Origin of the sequence: Microcystis sp. MC19 (genome assembly GCF_003019735.1) — a bacterium.
Lineage (GTDB): Bacteria > Cyanobacteriota > Cyanobacteriia > Cyanobacteriales > Microcystaceae > Microcystis.
Genome location: NZ_CP020664.1, coordinates 4,409,723 through 4,428,084 on the forward strand (window position 1 = coordinate 4,409,723; position 18,362 = coordinate 4,428,084).

The window sequence follows — 18,362 nt, forward strand, 5'->3', positions numbered from 1 at the left end:
TTAAATTAATTAAGTTTAGCGAAAATCTGAGCAGAATCGATCGCTTCGTAGGGATAACCACTGGCATCTAAAAGGCTTTTTTCGGCGATTTCTCCTTCTTTAACGATAATTAAGCGGTTTTTGCCACCGTAGGCTTTAATTGTGACAATTTCTAAAGCAAATAACCCCGGAGAGAAACGGGGATTTAAGGCCCCATCGTACTCGAATTTACTCTGCATTAACTGCAAAGCATAGACGCTACTGCTATCAAAGGGTGCTGCCTCTCCCATCGTTTTGGCGCGCACCACCGGGATTAAATCGCGAAAGGGAATAGAAATCGTTTGCTGGGTGCGATCAAGTGTATCAAAAGAATAACAGTAACCGATGCCATCCCAACGTCCTTCACAGCGCAGAATTAATTTATAGCGTTTTCCGTCCCCTTGTACCTGTAATTCTATTCCCTCGTAGTTAGATAAATTTAGGGGAGGATTCAGGTTTCTGGTACGAACTGAGGCAAAACCACCGTTATTTTCGGTTCTAACGATACCAGAAAAGAGAGCGCGTCCTCCAGTTAGGGTTATCTGACTCTCACTCACTCCTCCCATTACCACATCATCCACCGCACCCCAGATTTCTTTTATATCACTGCTGGGATTGCTAAAGTCAAAGAGGGTTTTTTCGGCGGTTATTCCGGTATTTTTCAGTAAATCGAGTAAATTAGCTAAACTATGGCGGTTATTCTCCCCTTGACAGTAGATAATCTCATCAATCCCCGTGAATAATTGCGGGGTTTGCAGAGCGAATAAATCGACATTTTCGCCGAATAATTGACGAGCATCATCAATATTATCGACTAAAGCGCGAATTTGATAGTTTTGCTGCTGTAGTTGAGCGATTACCTTTCTAACGATCGCGTTTTCACCACCAATGACTAAAATAGTCTTCATGCCTTGCTCATTTGTTAGCTGAATTTTTTTATCTTCCCCGAAACCGAGCAGCTTTTGCAGACAACTCCAGAGGGGAATACTATCAAAATAGTCGAGAGTTTGCCAAAATCTCTGAAAATCCCAGTTTTTTGATTCAGCCATAACTTTTCTCTCCTTACTGCCGTTAATTTTTATTTTATCGAGTTAGTTTGGCTGTTTGAGACCAAAGAGTCTCAAAACTAACCAGATCAAAGGGGGTTTTAATGGTAATTACTGACAATTGCCGAAAATATAGCAGTTATCTTAGTCGCTGGTCTTCGATCGTCAACATCAAGTTAGATTATACTTCATATTTGTGAGAAACGCCATATATTTACTGTCAATTTTTTTATGATCATGCCACAAAAATCTGGCTCTTCTAGAGCGATGATATATTGATATAAAATAATCGCATCAAGCTTTGCCAAGTAAAATTTATCAGAATTTAAAAAGCAATTTTAATAAAAAATATTTTTACTTTGTACAATTCTATACTATCTAAGTTTTTAAGCTCATTAAAACTAATAATTTGCCATAACCAGTCTAGGATAGCCAACGGCAGGAAGTCGCAAAAGTTGTGGAGTCAATTAACAATCAGCCCCGAAAGTGTCTTGACTATCTAACCCCCTTTGAGGTATTTTATTAAATATGATCGGATAGTGATGCAATTCAGATTTGAGTTTACTACAAATTTTTTTAATCATCATGCCACAACAATCCTTAATCCCTAAAACCCCAACAGATCAAGCCCTGGCCACTCCTCTAGCACAAAATAGTTTAAATGTCAAGCTTTTGAAAAAAATATTTTTATTGTCTCCCCTGTTGTTTTGGGAATTATTTGGTTTAGAAGTTAGCTCGGTTAAAGCAGTAGAAAACCTGCAATGTCCTGTCATTTCTAGGGAAGAAGTTGATACTAATGCTCTGAAAAGAGAAATTGCTAATTATTCGGCCACTCTGCGAGTCTATCCTAGTGATCCTAGTACGATTAGACTTTATCTTCAACGGGGAATGGCGCGAGAAAAAATCAACGATCAAAAAGGTGCGATCGATGATTTCAGTCAATACATTTGGTATAGTAATTATAATGCTCCCGGATTCAAAGATCGAGAGTTACTAGCCCAAGCCTATTATCAAAGAGGTGTGTTAAATTTAGCCATGGCCAAGGAGCAGCGTCAGCTAAAATTATTAGAAGCTGCTCGATCAGATTTTCAGCAAGCCTTTAAATATAATCCCAATAAAAGCGAAGTTTACTTTAACCTAGCAGTTATTGCCTCTTTGCTCGGTCATCAATCCTTGGCTTTAGATTATTACCAGCGTTTCATCGGTTATGAAACTGAAAATTATCGCGGCTATTATCATCGAGGAAACCTTTACTCTCACTTAGGCAATTATGCGGCGGCCATCAAAGATTATGACCTGGCTATTTCATACCAACCCGATCTAATTGAAGGCTATTATAATCGGGCCATAGCATTAGAAAAGATAGGCGGCAAAAGAGAAGCTTTTAAGGATTACAAAATCGTCTTAAAATGCTCACCTAACTTATTTTTAGCCAAGAATGCTCCTAGCAGTTATCAAAACCGTGCTAGAGTACAAATTGAAATCGCTGACGAGGAAGTAGAATTAGCCAACTTATCTTCTAATTCCCCCCAAGGGTATCAAACAGCGATCGAGTATTATAATGGAGCCATCAAAGATTTAGCACTTGTCATTCGTATTAATCCCAACTACGATAAACTTCCCCATGCTAGAGCATTTCTTAAACGGGGTTATGCTCACCTAAGACTCAACAATAATCAAGGGGCAATTCAAGATTATAACCAAGCAATTTATCTGCAACCCCAAGACGCAAAAGCTTATGTATATCGGGGGTTAATGCGGGCCAATAAATATCAAGAATACGCAGGAGCTTTAGAGGATTTTACTGCGGCAGTGGCACGAAATCGTCATGATGCAGCCGCTCACTATCATCGGGGATTAGTGCTGTATAAATTGGGGCGTTATCAGGAGGCAGTAGATAATTATAATATTGCCTTAGCCCAAGATGATCGTATCAATACACCTAGTTTTACTTCTCGCTCTGTCTGTAGCGAAAATATCCGAGAATCTGCCGACAAAAATTATTTTTATAACTCCAGAGAAACCGATTTTCGTCCTAATTATAACCTCTCTTGTCATGCTCAAGCCCGGGGAGATGCTTATTTTGCTCTGAAAAATTTTGCTGCGGCCGAAAGAGATTATACTACTTATATAGTTGCCTATCCTAACGATCCAGAAGGGTATCATAAACGGGCCAATGCGCGTTTTGAAAAAGGGGACAAACAGGGAGCGATCGAGGATTATAATGTATTCCTACAAAAAGTCCGTGATGCGAGAATTTTCTATAGTCGTGGTAATAGTAGCGCTGACGTGGGAGATGACCAAGTAGCGATTACAGATTACCTGCAATCTTTGAGCATTAATCCTATCGATGTGACAGCGTATAGTAATCGGGGAAATGCACGCACTGATACCGCTACTATTCCCGATAATGTACAAGTAACACCGAGAATATCGGAGAATCCGATCGCCTATAATAATCGTGGTATTATTCGACGACAAACTGGGGATAAGGAGGGTGCTTTAGAGGATTTAGATAAGGCAGTTAGCTTGAATTCCAATAATCCTATTGCCTATAATAACCGGGGAGTTATTCGCTTTGATTTGGGAGATAATGCCAGTGCTTTGGAGGATTTAAATATGGCTATTTCTCTCCAGTCTAACTATGCTGAAGCTTACTATAATCGAGGTTTAGTTAAGGAAAAAATGGGCGATAAGAAGGCAGCGATCACCGATTATCAATTAGCAATTACTTATCAGCCAAATTATGGCGAAGCTTATTATAATTTGGCGCTTGCCACCTACGACGATAAAAATCCTAGTAGTCGAGTAGCGAGCCTTAACTATTTGCAAAAAGCCGCTAATGCTTTGATAAAAACTGGTAATTTAGAACTTTATGAACGCGCGGTAGAATGGATGTTAAAAATGCAGTAATTTCTCGAAAAAATAAGCTAATTTTTGACAAAGACTTCAAGACTTGGCTATTTCAAGCCTTCAAAGAGCGGGGGAGTCTCTTATTGCCGATCAATTAGCCGCTAATCATCATACAAGGTTGGGTTGACGTAAGGAAACCCAACCATAGACCCAAGGAAACTACCGTAGGTTGGGTTGACGTAAGGAAACCCAACAATAGACCCAAGGAAACCCAACAAAAAGATTCAGACGGATTTAGGTGTTGGGTGTTGGGTTTCGCTTTCCCTGAGAATTGAGAGGTTTTCTTTAACATATTTATTCGCTCAACCCAACCTACGAAACTTATCCCCCTAATTGTTGTAAAATCTGCATCACCTTTTCATAAGCAGCCATATTATTCTGTTGGAGGAATAATATAGCTGCTTGTTGTAGATCAATTTTTGCTTTTTCGGGTTGTCCTAATATGGCATATAAACCACCACGACCTAAGTAAGCTTGAGCCAAATTAGGATTAATTTCAATAGCTTTGCTGTAGTCAGAGAGGGCTCAATCGTATTTCTGCAAGTTATAGTAAAGAAGCCCCCGATTGTAGTAAGCTTGAGCATAATTAGGATTAATTCTAATAGCTTGGTTGTAGTCAGCTAAAGCTAAATCGTATTTCTGCAAGTTATAGTAAACAACCCCCCGATTGTTGTAAGCGTCAGCATAATTAGGATTAATGTCAATAGCTTTGCTGTAGTCAGAGAGGGCTAAATCGTACTTCTGCTGGTTATAGTAAAGAAGCCCCCGATTGTAGTAAGCCATAGCATAATTAGGATTAATGTCAATGGCTTTGCTGTAGTCAGCTAAAGCTAATTCGTATTTCTGCAAGTCAGAGTAAAGAAGCCCCCGATTGTAGTAAGCATTAGCATAATTAGGATTAATGTCAATGGCTTTGCTGTAGTCAGCTAAAGCTAAATCGTATTTTTTTTGGAGACGGTAAAGCTCCCCCCGATTGTAGTAAGCCACAGCATAATTAGAATCAAGTTCAATGGCTTTGCTGTAGTCAGCTAAAGCTAATTCGTATTTTTCTTTGTTTTCGTGAAGAATACCCCGAACGAAGTAAAAGTGACTAAAATTTGAATTAAGTTCAATAGCTTTGTTGAGGTCAGCCAAAGCTAAATCATATTTTTGTTGGCGATGGTAAAAAATCCCCCGATAGAAGTAAGCCGAAAAAACATCATCAGAATTAATGTCAATAGCTTTGTTGTAATCAGCTAAAGCTAATTCGTATTTCTGCAAGTCAGAGTAAAGATTCCCCCGACTGGCGTAAGCACCAGCATCATTAGGATTAATGTCAATAGCTTTGTTGTAATCAGCTAAAGCTAATTCGTATTTTTGTTGGCGACGGTAAAGATTCCCACGATTCTCGTAAGCCTTAGCAAAATTACGATTAAGGTCAATAGCTTTGTTGAAGTCAGAGAGGGCTAAATCGTATTTTTGTTGGTAAGAGTAAAGATGACCCCGAGCCTCGTAAGCCACAGCATCATTAGGATTAATGTCAATGGCTTTGTTGAAGTCAGCTAAAGCTAAATCGTATTTTTGTTGGAGAAGGTAATTAAGCCCCCGCCCTCTATAATATAAACCATAATTAGGATTAAGTTCAATAGCTTTGTTGTAGTCATCTAAAGCTAAATCGTATTTTTGTTGGGAGGAATAGTGCAACGCTCGAACAGAGTAAGCCATAGCATAATTAGGATTAAGTTCAATAGCTTTGTTATGGTCATCTAAAGCTAATTCGTATTTTTGTTGTAAGAAATAGTACCTCGCTCGAATCACATACCACAAAGCACGAGGAGCGAGATCAATTGCCTGATTAATCGCAGCTAATCCCTCATCATAGCGTTCTAAACTATCTAATACTGACCCTTTCATTATATAGGATTTAGGACTATTGGGAAACAGAGAAATCGCCTGATTAATCACGGTTAATGCTTGCTCATAATTTTCTCTGGCTTCTCTTTCTCTACCAGCACTTTTTGAGAAGCCACCTAAAACGGCATAAACATTACTTTGCAGTTGTAAAATACTACTGTGAAACTCCTTTAAATCTTCCCCTTTAGGTAAGGTATTAATCGCTTGTTGCAAAGCTTCTATAGCTGGTTGATGTTCGCGTAATTGAAATAACGCTAATCCCTTCCCATACCAGGCTAAATAGACATTATCGGGGTCATTTTGCTTAATCGCCTCATCAAAGGCTTTAATTGCTTCCTCAGACCTCCGTAACCGCCATAATTGTCCCCCCCTTTGTATCCAAATATCCGCCTTCGCATTGGTATTAGGGACAATAACACCAGCAATCGCTTGAATAATTTCTTGTTGTTGTTGCGGACTAACTTGGGGTTGAGCAGTGGTTAATAATTGCGGTTTTACCTTCAATCTTTCTTGCAATCCGATAAAAGTGCTAATGGGAATCCCCAAACTAAACCCTAACTGAATTTTCCCCCCCCCTGCTCCTTCTGAACGTCCATGAATCCCTATTACTCTCCCCTGAGAGTCTAAGACTGCACCACCACTCATTCCCCCAAATGTGATGCTAGTATAAACTAATTCATACCCTCCAGTTAAAGAACTGACACTTTTTAATACTGCCCCTTGTTCATTGCTTAAGTCATTTTGGCGGGTTCCTAATAATCCCATTTCTTGATCTTTGATTCTACCTCCACTAAACAACCATTTCGAGGGATTGTCGCCAATTTTGGGGAAGCCTGCCGCAAAAACAAAATCATCGGTATTTGGGTTATAATTCGCTATTTCCGCAACGGGATAATTGTCCAGGCTTTCAAACTGAAAAACTGCTAAATCTACCCCTTCCTGCCGGATGATGGTGCTTTTCTCGATGTTTCGAGTTTTGCCGTCGCTGGTGACGACGGTGTAGGTGTTATCGGGACAAGGTTTACTTGCAGCATCTTGACTTTCTTCCTTCTCACATAATACATGGTCTGCGGTTAAAACCGTGTAAATATTGCCTTTTTTAGCAATAATTACGCCACTTCCATTGGCTGTACTGCTACTATCAATCCGGACGGTGAAACCCTTCGCTTTCGCTTCTAATTTGGCGATATAACCAGTATAGACGGTGGTTTCTATATCGGGGTTCACCTGCGGTAGGGGTAGGTTATAGGCGCTGAGGATTTCGGGACGGATGTAGGTTAATAGGGTATGAAGGGGAATGCCCCAGTTAACCGCTCTCATCTGTTGGATTTCTGCGTCTGTGGGTTTTGTACCGTCTTCGTAGATGTAGTTAGAGAGAATCGGATGGGCCGATCGCCCGTTAATGCCGATTAACTCATCCTCGAAAAAGATACCACCGCCGCTCATTCCCTGCACGATATCGCCACTATAACCGACGCTGTAGCCCTCCCGGAGGGGTCGATCGCTTGTTTGTTCAATTTTCCCGTTATCGGTGGTGTACTGCCCCGTTTCTGCGGAATAACCGGTTACGGTGATATCTAGTTCCGCATCCGGGGAAATGGCGCGAATTTTAGCGATCGGATAATCCCGGGTATCGCTAAACTCCACCAGGGCCAGATCCTTATCTTTTAAAAGGGAATTCGGCGCGATCGAGGCTGTGCGGGTTTGGCCGTCGTGGGTTTGGATCTGTAGGGTGGTCGCGCCGCGGGTAACGTGAGCGTTGGTCAAAACGAGGTATATACTGCCTTTTTTCCCGATAATGATTCCCGATCCCCGATTTATCTCGCTAGTAATCTTAACAGTGACTTGACGGATCGATCGCTCGATCTGCGCGTTTGGGCTGTCTTCCGCCACGATCGCCGGAGCAGAGAAAGGGGATAGCGCTTTAACCGGTACGACGGGCAGAAGTAGGAGGCTTAGGAGTAGGGGAAAGGGTTTCAACATGGTTATTATGGGGAAATTCGGGGTAAAACAGCGAAAATTCTAGCGGGTGGGAACGCAATTATTTTGCGGGCCAGCAGATCTCGTACCACAGGGTGCGTCGCGATCGGCGAGTGGTGCTTTGGCGAAAAACTCCGTCATCGAGATATAGGTTTTATCTCCGGAATTCTGGAGGAGCATATCCGAGCTTTTCCCCTCTAGGATGTCCATGAGTTGTTGCAAGACTAAATCTGGATTATCGTGGGGTTTAAGGGTAAAAAGTTGGCTATTACCATCGCAGGGATCGCCGGATCGTGAAACGCTGCAGATGATCGGGTATCCCTTCGCCCGGCCGGTGGTGAGATAGTTAAAACGCCCTTGATTATATGCTTCCTGGAATTTTTTCGTGACTTCCTCGCAACGAACCGGGGAACGTTTGGAGAAATATTCCGATTTCCAGCCGATAATCCGCACATTGCCGCTCCTTTGGGGAATCCAAGCCAGGGTAGCGGGTATTTTTCCTCCCGATGCGCGATCGAACACCTCTTTACAGAAGAAGGTGACGCCATTCGGGGTGGTCGATTGGCTGAAACCGGGGGCGATACCACCGAGGAGGACAGTGGCGAGGAGGCCGACGCAAGCGAGACGGTGGGAAATATGTCTAGAGTTCATAGGGATAGTTCCTCAGAAAATAGGGATTAGAATCGTGATTAGGGTCAAAATGGGATTATTTAAGGGTTAGCGGCGGCGTTGAGGGTGTAGCGACCCGATTCACCCCCTTCGCGAGAGGTAGCCACTAGGATATAAACTCCATCGGCGGGTAATTCGGTTACAAGTCGAGCGTTAAAATCCCCGGGGGCGCGATCAACACGCTGGTCACTACGGGCGACCTGTGGGTATTTTGTCCCCTCGGAAGATTGGAGAACGCGATAGAGGACAAGATAGGGAGCGATCTCGTTGCTGTTCATATCCAGAACGATTTTCTGTCCGGCACGACCCTCGAACCCGTAATATTGCTCGTTTTGGTCTTTGGTCAAGTTGCCTTGAACGGTCTGACCGTTAAGAGGGAGGGCGAGTAACTGTATCCGATCGTCCTGTCCTAATGTTGAGACGGTGGAGACATCACCTGTTTTAACTGCGGTGAGGAAAGCTTGCAGGCGATCGAGGGAAACGGCGAAATTAATGCCGCTCTGGGTAAGGCCGATCGGGTTTCCCGCACCGTCGTAAACGTAACTCCCGATATCGCCTGCGACGTTAACCCCCACCACTTCCCCCCGTGAATTCAAAAGCGGCCCGCCGGAATTGCCTTTGTTGATATTAGCGTTGTGTTGCACAATGCCTTTTTCGGGGTCGAGACGGCTGATAATGCCCTGGGTGAGGGTGTTTTGATAGTCCTCGTTTAAGGGTGTGCCGATGGCGAAAACGCTTTCGCCGACTTTGGCGGAGTTCGCACGGGCGAGGGGAAGATAGGGCAGGTTTTGGCGGTTATAAATCCGCAGGACGGCTAAATCCACGCCATTTTTAGCGAAGCCGATCACGTCTGCCGAGGCCTGCTGTCCGTTGGAAAATTTCACCGTCACCACCCGCGGTCCGTCCGCAACAACGTGGGCGTTGGTAATGATGATACCGTCGGGACTGACGAGAAAGCCGCTACCGTGGCCGCTGCCATTTTTGACGGTGACGACGGCGGGGCTGGCTTTCTGATAGACTCTAGAAGCGGTCTGCTCCTGCGCGAGGATGGGTGGAATGTTTTCCATCAGGAAGCCTCCGGGTTGAACGAGTAGGCCAGTGGTGGCCAGTAGCACCGATAGGGTGAAAGTAATTGGTTTCATCGGGTTGGCTCCTCTTTAGTCGAGGGATACTTGCAAGGATGTTATCGTTGGTTTTTTCCCAATTATGCGATCAAGTTTTAAGTCCTCAGGTTGCTTTTTTCACAAAAGTTTAGAGGGGGAGAGCGATCGCTCTCCCTTGCAACTTACGCACCTATCTGCCGTAGTGCTTCTATGGCGCTGTTGTACATTTCTGTGTTTCCCTGCTGGCGAAATAATTCGGCGGCCGTTGTTAGATCGGCGATCGCATTTTGTCTCTGGTTAAATGCGAGATGGACGTATCCGCGGAAATGGTAAGCGTAGGCAGCGCGGGGGTTTAGTCGGATCGCGGTGTTCAGGTCTTGAAACGCCGGTCGCCATTGTTCGCGAATCGTGTAAATCATGCCCCGACCGAGGTAAGCTTCGGCATAGTCCGGATCGAGTTCGATCGCTCTGGTGAATTGAGCGACGGCGAGATCATATTTTTCCTGTTGGATGTAGTTAATTCCCCGGTTAAAGTGGGCGATCGCTTCTTTGTAGTTCGTTTGAGCGATCAGGGTTTCGGCTGGTTGTCGGCTCTCTAGGGCGATGACGGGGCGAACAGTCGCGAGGGTGGAGAGGCCGATTAGACTGACGGTGGTGAGAAGGGCAAAGGATTTCATGGGTAGTTCCTCGGTGAGGGTGATTTGAGCTTCTACCTAATTCATCGGTTGCTTTTTTGGAAATATGCAGGATAGGGCGATCAATTTTTTTGGCGTTGTCAGATCAGAATAGGAAAGATGCCATGCAATCCTTGCTATCAAAGTAAGGAAACCCAACAATAGACCCAAGGAAACCCAAAAAAAAGATTCAGACAGATTTAGATTTTGGGTGTTGGGTTTCGCTTTTCCTTGAGAATTGAGAGGTTTTCCTTAACATATTTATTCGCTCAACCCAACCTACAAAACTGTAGTAAGGAAACCCAACAATACACCCAAGGAAACTAAAGTAGCGACTGTCTTGATTGTCAAGGGGTAACTCAAAAAACAATCAAGGAGTTGCTGTCGAACCTAAAATCTCAAGCCAGAAAAAAGCGCAGCAAAAACTAAGTCGCTCAGGTTAAACCAAAGCAAGCGCAACCCTTGATCAGAGATAACAAAAAGTGTGAATCTCTAGGAACAAGGTGGTAAATTGTCAGCAAGCTGCCAAGGCTGATTTTGGCGAACCATTGCATTAAGAATAACTAAGATTTTCCGCACACAAGCAGTCAGAGCCAGTTTTTTTGATTTACCGCGTCCGACTAGGCGTTCGTAAAAGGTTTTAATCACCGGATTATGACGCATAGCTACCACCGCTCCCATGTAAAGAGTCGCCCGAATCTGAGCGCGACCTCCCTGAATCATTCGCTTACCTTTATGTTGACCACTATCATGATTAATCGGTGCGACACCGACTAAGCGAGAGATTTGTTTGGCGGTTAATTGACCGAGTTCTGGTAAGTCGGAGACGAGAGTAGTAGAAATTACTTGACCAATCCCCGGCACGGTTTTGAGTAAATTGACTTTCTCGAGCCATTGTTGGTTAGCTTGGGTCAATTCCTCAATTTCTTGATTGAGTTTTTCGAGGCAGTTATCGAGATACTCAAGATGGGCTTCGATATCGACCAAAGCTTTACCGCGAGCGCGTTCCCGTCGGTTTTTTTCGGCAGTCCGCATCTCGACAAGTTGCCGGCGACGACTAATTAAGTCGCCCAATTGACGAGATTCTTCCGACTCAACCGCTAATATTTGCGGTTGCATTGCTTCGCCAAAATGAGCTAAAATTTGAGCGTCAATGGCATCGGTTTTGGCTAATTTACCAGTGGCTTTAGCAAAGTCTCTTCCTTGACGGGGATTGATTAAGGCTACAGGTAAATCCGCTTCTTGTAATTGAATCACCAGTTCAGTTTCTAAACCTCCTGTTGCTTCCAGAACGATGAGGTTGACAGTGTAGGATTTTAGGGTTTCGACCAGTTTAGATATGTCCTCCTTTGTGTTAGCAACTTTCATCGCTTTACTGAGGGGACGAAGGTAAACATCTAGGGTCGCTTTACTAATGTCAATGCCTACCCATTGAGAGATATTTTCCATGATTAAACCTGAGAAATTGGCGGGATTAATGGTTCTTTTGGAGAGCATCCCCTTGATTTTACTCATCCTTGCCCGATACGGTCTCTTAGCTTAACAATTGATTGTTTTCGCCACGACCCCGGCGACTGTTCGAGTTTTGTCAGGGAGATTATGGTGGTGACCCTTGCTACGAAGCGGTCTTTTCCGACCAAGGTTGGGACGGTCTACCACCTCTCTCAATATACAAGGTTGGGTTGACGTCAGGAAACCCAACAATACACCCAAGGAAACTAAAGTAGGTTGGGTTGACGTAAGGAAACCCAACAATAGACCCAAGGAAACCCAAAAAAAAGATTCAGACAGATTTAGATTTGGGAGCATCTCACTTATGCAATGAGTATTAATACTTATAGCAGTCAAAAACTAGAAAATCTTCAACTTGATCACAAAGAGAAATGAGATTATAATAGTTATAACTTACAATTCAGAATAGCTCTCGATGGGAGGAATAATTCAATGTTATCAGAAAATGAAAAAAGAATTAAAGAGTTATGTCAAGAGTTAGGGCAATGTCTCTATGAGCAATCCCAAATTAAGAAATTTAATAACTTGGGAGAGATAGAGGAGACAGTCAGAGATTTAATGATTCATTATGTTAACCCAGAAATCGGTATTTTTTTGTCAAAACAAGCACAGAAGAAACTGCCGGTCGGACGAGAAAAGTGAAAAGTATTTTGGGGGAATTACCAATTACAGAAAAACAAGCGAAAAAATTAGAAATAAAGTCTCGGACTCAGATGAGTCCAATGTTAGAGAAGAACTGTTTGCTATTAAGTGGCGATGAATCCTACGAAAAATCGGCGCAGAAAATCAAATCATTGACAGGGATTGCTGTTTCTCACAGTACCCAACAACGCCTCGTACATCGATATGCTTTTGAAGAATTACCGTCTAACCCAGAAGTGGAAGTGGAAGAAATGAGCCTAGATGGCGGTAAGGTACGACTAAGAACTGCCAAGGGAAAAGCCTTAATTTGGCGTGATTATAAAGCAGTGAGTTTTCATCAACTGGGGGTAGCGGCTTTTTTTCAAGATAACTCAGCTTTATTAGATTTGGTTAATTCTCAAGTTTTGGCCAAGCCTTTAATTTGTTTAGGAGATGGACATGATGGTATCTGGAATTTATTTCGTGAGATCGGAGAGAAACAGGAAAGAATTGAAATATTGGATTGGTATCATTTAATCGAAAACCTCTATAAAGTTGGCGGGTCATTCCAGCGAATTGAGGAGGTAAAATGTTTTCTATGGAAGGGGGACGTGGACGCCGCTATCTCTTGTTGTGAAGGATGGTCAGAGCCGCAAGTTGAGAATTTTATTACTTATTTAAACAAGCATAAACATCGAATTGTCAATTATGGTTATTTGCAGGCAGAGGGGATTTCCATTGGCTCTGGCTCCGTCGAATCAAAAATTAAACAAATTGCTCATCGTCTTAAAATTACTGGTGCAAGTTGGCAATCTTGTAATGTACCGCAAGTCCTTCGTCATCGCTGTGCTTATCTAAATGGTTGCCTTTTTTAACTTTTTTATTGATCTCATTAAGCATTTCTACTTATTGCAAAGGTGAGATGCTCCCTTTAGATTTTGGGTGTTGGGTTTCGCTTTTCCTTGAGAATTGAGAGGTTTTCCTTAACATATTTATTCGCTCAACCCAACCTACAAAACTGTAGGCTGGGTTGACGTCAGGAAACCCAACAATACACCCAAGGAAACTAAAGTAGGTTGGGTTGACGTAAGGAAACCCAACAATACACCCAAGGAAACCCAAAAAAAAGATTCAGACAGATTTAGATTTTGGGTGTTGGGTTGCGCTTTTCCTGAGAATTAAGAGGTTTTCTTTAACATATTTATTCGCTCAACCCAACCTAAGAAACTGATTCTAGATGCCTTAAAATCTGTTCTTTCAAATCATCCAAATAATTTTCTACCACCTCCCAAACTGTATTAAGGTCAATTCCCCCGGGAGCATCTCACTTATGCAATGAGTATTAATACTTATAGCAGTCAAAAACTAGAAAATCTTCAACTTGATCACAAAGAGAAATGAGATTATAATAGTTATAACTTACAATTCAGAATAGCTCTCGATGGGAGGAATAATTCAATGTTATCAGAAAATGAAAAAAGAATTAAAGAGTTATGTCAAGAGTTAGGGCAATGTCTCTATGAGCAATCCCAAATTAAGAAATTTAATAACTTGGGAGAGATAGAGGAGACAGTCAGAGATTTAATGATTCATTATGTTAACCCAGAAATCGGTATTTTTTTGTCAAAACAAGCACAGAAGAAACTGCCGGTCGGACGAGAAAAGTGAAAAGTATTTTGGGGGAATTACCAATTACAGAAAAACAAGCGAAAAAATTAGAAATAAAGTCTCGGACTCAGATGAGTCCAATGTTAGAGAAGAACTGTTTGCTATTAAGTGGCGATGAATCCTACGAAAAATCGGCGCAGAAAATCAAATCATTGACAGGGATTGCTGTTTCTCACAGTACCCAACAACGCCTCGTACATCGATATGCTTTTGAAGAATTACCGTCTAACCCAGAAGTGGAAGTGGAAGAAATGAGCCTAGATGGCGGTAAGGTACGACTAAGAACTGCCAAGGGAAAAGCCTTAATTTGGCGTGATTATAAAGCAGTGAGTTTTCATCAACTGGGGGTAGCGGCTTTTTTTCAAGATAACTCAGCTTTATTAGATTTGGTTAATTCTCAAGTTTTGGCCAAGCCTTTAATTTGTTTAGGAGATGGACATGATGGTATCTGGAATTTATTTCGTGAGATCGGAGAGAAACAGGAAAGAATTGAAATATTGGATTGGTATCATTTAATCGAAAACCTCTATAAAGTTGGCGGGTCATTCCAGCGAATTGAGGAGGTAAAATGTTTTCTATGGAAGGGGGACGTGGACGCCGCTATCTCTTGTTGTGAAGGATGGTCAGAGCCGCAAGTTGAGAATTTTATTACTTATTTAAACAAGCATAAACATCGAATTGTCAATTATGGTTATTTGCAGGCAGAGGGGATTTCCATTGGCTCTGGCTCCGTCGAATCAAAAATTAAACAAATTGCTCATCGTCTTAAAATTACTGGTGCAAGTTGGCAATCTTGTAATGTACCGCAAGTCCTTCGTCATCGCTGTGCTTATCTAAATGGTTGCCTTTTTTAACTTTTTTATTGATCTCATTAAGCATTTCTACTTATTGCAAAGGTGAGATGCTCCCATTCCCCCTAAATAATCATGTACTAAAATATTCCTAAAACCAGAAATATTACGCCAGTCAACATTGGGAATATTTGCCTTTAATTCCTCCGAAAGCCTTTGAGTTGATTCTGCCAAAGTTTGTAAGCGTCTAATGATAGCATCGCTGATCATTGAATTAGCAAAAAACTCCTGTTTTCCTCCTTGGGAATAGTCCTTAATTTTATCAATACAGTCTAAAATATATTCAAGATAAACTTGATCTTCATTCATAACTTAATTGCCTCCTTTAAGATTCGCTGTTTAATTAGATGATGAAGGCTTTTTTCAGTTACTACATCCACTTTACACCCTAAGAGAGCCTCTAAATCAACTAATAATCCACCGGGAAACCAAGGGGACGTTTTAGCTAAATCATAATCAATTAAAAAATCAATATCACTATTTTCGGTTTCCTCTCCTCTAGCAACGGAACCAAATACACGCACATTAAAAGCACCATGTTTGGTGGCAATTTTTAGTATATCCTCTCGTTTGTCTTGTATGAGTTGTTTTAAGGTCATAAAATAACATCCCTCCCGAAGGTTTTTAATGAACAATTAACAGACTAGACTAGAAAAAACTAAATACTGATAACTCACCCCCCCACTTATTGCCCTAATTGCTGCAAAAATTGCATCACCTTTTCATCAGTTGCCATATTATTCTGTTGGTGGAATAATATAGCTGCTTGTTATAGATCAATTTTTGCTTTTTCGGTTTGTTTTAATTTGGCATATAAAAGACAACGACTACTGACTTTATGAACGGTGGCTAAATAAGTAATCATTGATTTCTCATTTCAGGTTCGCATTAGATTATATTCTTCGCGGATTGATGAAGTTAGAGATTCCAATAAGATTAATTTTTCCTCAATTGACAGGTTTTTTCCTTGTTTAATTAATGTTTGTAAAGGCATTTTTCTTAAATCAAATTCAGGCACAAGTAGAGCCAATTCTTGTGTTTGTTGATTTTGTAAGTCAGTAATTAATTCTTGTAAAAATAAAGAATCATTACTTAAGTCCGAAATTTCATCTTCATAGTTTTCGAGAGCTTCTATTTGTTGAATACGGTCACTATAATTTTTGAGAAGGGATTCGAGAGCTTCGATAATAAATTGGATGTCTTTAAATGATAGAGTTTTCATAGTTTACCTCAACTTACACGATAAAAAAATTCACCAATTACCCTTAAGGCTTGTTGATAGGTTTCTATTGACATAGGAAATAAGGGTTTCCATAACCAGTGATTACCGGCTCTTCGTTACTCTTTATGCTAAATCAACAGACAAGATGCCAAGACAACATACTTCTAACCCAAAAATTCCGAAAGTTTCTAAAGCCATAGCCTCTCCGTTTTATTAGTTTAAGTTTATTGTTGATTCCCTCGACCACCCCATTCGTTGTCCTTCGCTCAAAATAACTAATTATTTCTCCAAACCAGTTTCGGATTGTTTGACAACTCTTGGTAAAAACACTGGAGGATTTTGCCAACCATTCCGAGATGGATAGCATTCCCTCTGTCGGATTCTCTGAGGTTTCATAAATATTTCTAAATTCTTCCTTTAATTCCTGCATCTTTTTCAAATTTGGAAAAGTTTCTTTGATAGCTTCTAGTTTGATTTTTTGGGGTTCCGTTAAATCTTTTTCATTTTTTAACAAGCTATATTTACTTCGCTTTAAAACTTCTAGCTTCGCTTCTTTTTCCGCTTTCTGTTTTTTATTTTTCTGCGCTTCTACCGCTCTTTTTTCTGCTCTTCTCTGTTCGTCTAACTCTTGATTAATTTGTTTCATTACATGGAATCTATCAGCGACTACCTCGGCCGATGGCATCAATTCTTTCACCAGATTTTTATAGGGCAACCAAAGGTCTATGCTCACTTCTTCAATTTGCTCTAACACCTCTTTTCCCCATCCCGTAAGCGTTTCCCTCAACTCTTCTTGTGTTCGCTTCTCTAGAATAGCTATTAGTTTTCCCGTATCTAAATTTACTAAAACTGCACAGTAATTTTTTTGCCCTTTGACTAGAGCGATTTCATCAATTCCTAGTCTTTTTAATTCCGATAGGTCTGGCTCTGTAATTTCTTCGGCGATGTCCTCTATCATTCTTTGAATCTCTTCTTCCGTTACGTCATTTCTTCGGCTAACATTTAAAATATCTCCTTCTTTTAATTGTTCGAGTATATTCTCGGCTAGTCTTTTCGTATAGGTTCGTTTCTTGGCGACAAAATCTAACTCTTCACTAAAGGGTTTTCGACAATTATCGCACTTAAATTGACGACGATTAACCTGTAGGTACACTGGTTGTCCTGAGATTGGTAAATCTTTGACTAAATGTCGATGATTTTGGTGGAGTTTATCGCTCTCTAACCCACAATGAGGACAGGTTGCTTTTTGATTTTTCGATTCGATTCGGCAAACTATACCGATATTTTCTAGGTGTAGATAGCCTTGAATAGACGTTCCTTTTAGGTTCAAAAATTTGTCAAGTATCATAAGTAAAATACTCTGGTTTTTGGCTATTATATCAAATCTTAACTCAATTGTCTATCTTTTGGCATTAACCTGTTTGTGCCTTAAGTCCTTCCCCGTATGGATTTCAGCTACTTTTGAGATTAAGTACTCTCATCGAATTTTATTTTAAGTTAATTATTTGCATCACAATTCCCAAAGAGCCAGATTACCTCGATCATTAATTAATTCTAGCTCACTGGGAATAGAAATTCCCCGATCTAGTTTCCACCAGTTGTTTCCTATTCCCTGAACGGAAAAGGTCGAAATTCCCCCCGGTGTTTGTCCATCAACAAGGGTTTCTTTTACCCATATTTGCCCATTATTTTCATAGATAGCAATATCTTTGTTAGGACGAACATGATCCATTCTGGGAGATGTAGCATTACCTCTACGGTATAAATCAATGGGTGTTTTTATCATTTGTCACCTCCCTAATTTGCGTAAAAGTTGCATCACCTTTTCATAAGTTGCCATATTATCCTGTTGGCGGAATATTATAGCTGCTTGTTGTAGGTCAATTTTTCCTTTTTTGGTTTGTTTTAATTTGGCATATAAAAGACCACGACTATGGATTATAGTAATCATAGCAATTATCGTCGATTGGGTTGACCCAAGGAAACCCAACAAAAAGATTCAGACAGATTTAGGTGTTGGTTGTTGGGTTTCGCTTTTCCTGAGAATTGAGAGGTTTTCTTCAACATATTTATTCGCTCAAACCAAGCTAGGGACTGCACCTAGTAGAGCATCAATTGGGAGCATCTCACTTATGCAATGAGTATTAATACTTATAGCAGTCAAAAACTAGAAAATCTTCAACTTGATCACA

The 18,362-nt window shown here is 41.2% G+C and carries 15 protein-coding genes and 1 pseudogene; 3 read left to right on the top strand and 13 right to left on the bottom strand.

Annotated elements, in window-relative coordinates; all coding sequences use genetic code 11:
* Positions 1 to 5: 5 nt before the first annotated feature.
* Positions 6 to 1,067 (bottom strand): CIA30 family protein, encoded by a 1,062-nt coding sequence (locus tag B5D77_RS22370; RefSeq protein ID WP_106909676.1) that lies wholly within the window; start codon positions 1,065 to 1,067, stop codon positions 6 to 8.
* Positions 1,068 to 1,649: 582 nt separating this feature from the next.
* On the opposite strand from B5D77_RS22370, the gene B5D77_RS22375 reads away from it, so the two are divergent.
* Positions 1,650 to 3,977, top strand: a complete 2,328-nt coding sequence (locus B5D77_RS22375; protein WP_106910051.1) for a tetratricopeptide repeat protein — start codon at positions 1,650 to 1,652, stop codon at positions 3,975 to 3,977.
* Positions 3,978 to 4,298: 321 nt separating this feature from the next.
* Here B5D77_RS22375 and B5D77_RS28215 read toward each other — a convergent pair whose 3' ends face one another.
* The 6 genes from B5D77_RS28215 to B5D77_RS26775 form a co-directional block, all read right to left on the bottom strand.
* The gene (locus B5D77_RS28215) at positions 4,299 to 4,478 is read right to left on the bottom strand and encodes a hypothetical protein (protein WP_371515172.1); all 180 of its coding nucleotides are present in this window, start codon (positions 4,476 to 4,478) and stop codon (positions 4,299 to 4,301) included.
* Between the two features lie 24 nt (positions 4,479 to 4,502).
* Positions 4,503 to 7,853 carry a serine protease gene (locus tag B5D77_RS22385; RefSeq protein WP_216824533.1) on the bottom strand — a complete coding sequence of 1,117 codons (3,351 nt, stop codon included), beginning with the start codon at positions 7,851 to 7,853 and terminating at the stop codon, positions 4,503 to 4,505.
* Between the two features lie 39 nt (positions 7,854 to 7,892).
* Complete coding sequence (locus B5D77_RS22390) at positions 7,893 to 8,501, bottom strand: COP23 domain-containing protein (protein ID WP_041803654.1); 609 nt, start codon at positions 8,499 to 8,501, stop codon at positions 7,893 to 7,895.
* Positions 8,502 to 8,560: 59 nt separating this feature from the next.
* The gene (locus tag B5D77_RS22395) at positions 8,561 to 9,661 is read right to left on the bottom strand and encodes a S1C family serine protease (RefSeq protein ID WP_002736123.1); all 1,101 of its coding nucleotides are present in this window, start codon (positions 9,659 to 9,661) and stop codon (positions 8,561 to 8,563) included.
* Positions 9,662 to 9,804: 143 nt separating this feature from the next.
* On the bottom strand, positions 9,805 to 10,299 hold the full coding sequence (locus tag B5D77_RS22400; protein ID WP_052275774.1) for a tetratricopeptide repeat protein: 495 nt from the start codon (positions 10,297 to 10,299) through the stop codon (positions 9,805 to 9,807).
* 489 nt (positions 10,300 to 10,788) lie between these two features.
* Entirely contained in the window at positions 10,789 to 11,745 is a 957-nt protein-coding gene (locus tag B5D77_RS26775; RefSeq protein WP_216362947.1) for an IS110 family transposase, read from the bottom strand.
* 495 nt (positions 11,746 to 12,240) lie between these two features.
* Here B5D77_RS26775 and B5D77_RS22405 point away from each other — a divergent pair.
* Positions 12,241 to 13,304, top strand: a protein-coding gene (locus tag B5D77_RS22405) for an ISKra4 family transposase (protein WP_106908108.1) whose coding sequence is annotated in 2 segments (ribosomal slippage) — positions 12,241 to 12,397 and positions 12,397 to 13,304 — 1,065 coding nt in all. Because the reading frame shifts where the segments join, the coding sequence is not laid out codon by codon here.
* A gap of 583 nt (positions 13,305 to 13,887) precedes the next feature.
* A protein-coding gene (locus B5D77_RS22410) for an ISKra4 family transposase (protein WP_106908108.1) occupies positions 13,888 to 14,951 on the top strand; the annotation gives its coding sequence in 2 pieces (ribosomal slippage) (positions 13,888 to 14,044 and positions 14,044 to 14,951; 1,065 coding nt in all).
* Positions 14,952 to 15,005: 54 nt separating this feature from the next.
* On the opposite strand, the pseudogene B5D77_RS22415 reads toward B5D77_RS22410, so the two are convergent.
* The 6 genes and pseudogenes from B5D77_RS22415 to B5D77_RS26360 form a co-directional block, all read right to left on the bottom strand.
* A pseudogene (locus B5D77_RS22415) lies at positions 15,006 to 15,257 on the bottom strand (DUF86 domain-containing protein); the annotation flags it as partial.
* A complete protein-coding gene (locus B5D77_RS22420) occupies positions 15,254 to 15,547 on the bottom strand; it encodes a nucleotidyltransferase family protein (protein WP_002763046.1) in 294 nt (97 codons plus the stop codon). The gene B5D77_RS22420 and the pseudogene B5D77_RS22415, both read right to left, overlap by 4 nt.
* Before the next feature lie 278 nt (positions 15,548 to 15,825).
* Positions 15,826 to 16,170 (bottom strand): hypothetical protein, encoded by a 345-nt coding sequence (locus tag B5D77_RS22430; protein WP_106909679.1) that lies wholly within the window; start codon positions 16,168 to 16,170, stop codon positions 15,826 to 15,828.
* A 133-nt stretch (positions 16,171 to 16,303) separates the two neighbouring features.
* Positions 16,304 to 17,518, bottom strand: coding sequence for an ISL3 family transposase (locus B5D77_RS22435; RefSeq protein WP_106908196.1), 1,215 nt, complete (start codon positions 17,516 to 17,518; stop codon positions 16,304 to 16,306).
* A 162-nt stretch (positions 17,519 to 17,680) separates the two neighbouring features.
* Positions 17,681 to 17,956 (bottom strand): hypothetical protein, encoded by a 276-nt coding sequence (locus tag B5D77_RS22440; RefSeq protein WP_106909680.1) that lies wholly within the window; start codon positions 17,954 to 17,956, stop codon positions 17,681 to 17,683.
* A 3-nt stretch (positions 17,957 to 17,959) separates the two neighbouring features.
* A complete protein-coding gene (locus B5D77_RS26360) occupies positions 17,960 to 18,121 on the bottom strand; it encodes a hypothetical protein (RefSeq protein WP_173915188.1) in 162 nt (53 codons plus the stop codon).
* Between the last annotated feature and the right edge of the window lie 241 nt (positions 18,122 to 18,362).

Excerpts from the sequence above, each read along its gene's own strand:
- B5D77_RS22370 (WP_106909676.1), bottom strand. The coding sequence starts at position 1,067 with ATGGCTGAATCAAAAAACTGGGATTTTCAGAGATTTTGGCAAACTCTC.
- B5D77_RS22375 (WP_106910051.1), top strand. The coding sequence starts at position 1,650 with ATGCCACAACAATCCTTAATCCCTAAAACCCCAACAGATCAAGCCCTG.
- B5D77_RS22385 (WP_216824533.1), bottom strand. The coding sequence starts at position 7,853 with ATGTTGAAACCCTTTCCCCTACTCCTAAGCCTCCTACTTCTGCCCGTC.
- B5D77_RS22390 (WP_041803654.1), bottom strand. The coding sequence starts at position 8,501 with ATGAACTCTAGACATATTTCCCACCGTCTCGCTTGCGTCGGCCTCCTC.
- B5D77_RS22395 (WP_002736123.1), bottom strand. The coding sequence starts at position 9,661 with ATGAAACCAATTACTTTCACCCTATCGGTGCTACTGGCCACCACTGGC.
- B5D77_RS22400 (WP_052275774.1), bottom strand. The coding sequence starts at position 10,299 with ATGAAATCCTTTGCCCTTCTCACCACCGTCAGTCTAATCGGCCTCTCC.
- B5D77_RS26775 (WP_216362947.1), bottom strand. The coding sequence starts at position 11,745 with ATGGAAAATATCTCTCAATGGGTAGGCATTGACATTAGTAAAGCGACC.
- B5D77_RS22420 (WP_002763046.1), bottom strand. The coding sequence starts at position 15,547 with ATGACCTTAAAACAACTCATACAAGACAAACGAGAGGATATACTAAAA.
- B5D77_RS22430 (WP_106909679.1), bottom strand. The coding sequence starts at position 16,170 with ATGAAAACTCTATCATTTAAAGACATCCAATTTATTATCGAAGCTCTC.
- B5D77_RS22435 (WP_106908196.1), bottom strand. The coding sequence starts at position 17,518 with ATGATACTTGACAAATTTTTGAACCTAAAAGGAACGTCTATTCAAGGC.
- B5D77_RS22440 (WP_106909680.1), bottom strand. The coding sequence starts at position 17,956 with ATGATAAAAACACCCATTGATTTATACCGTAGAGGTAATGCTACATCT.
- B5D77_RS26360 (WP_173915188.1), bottom strand. The coding sequence starts at position 18,121 with ATGATTACTATAATCCATAGTCGTGGTCTTTTATATGCCAAATTAAAA.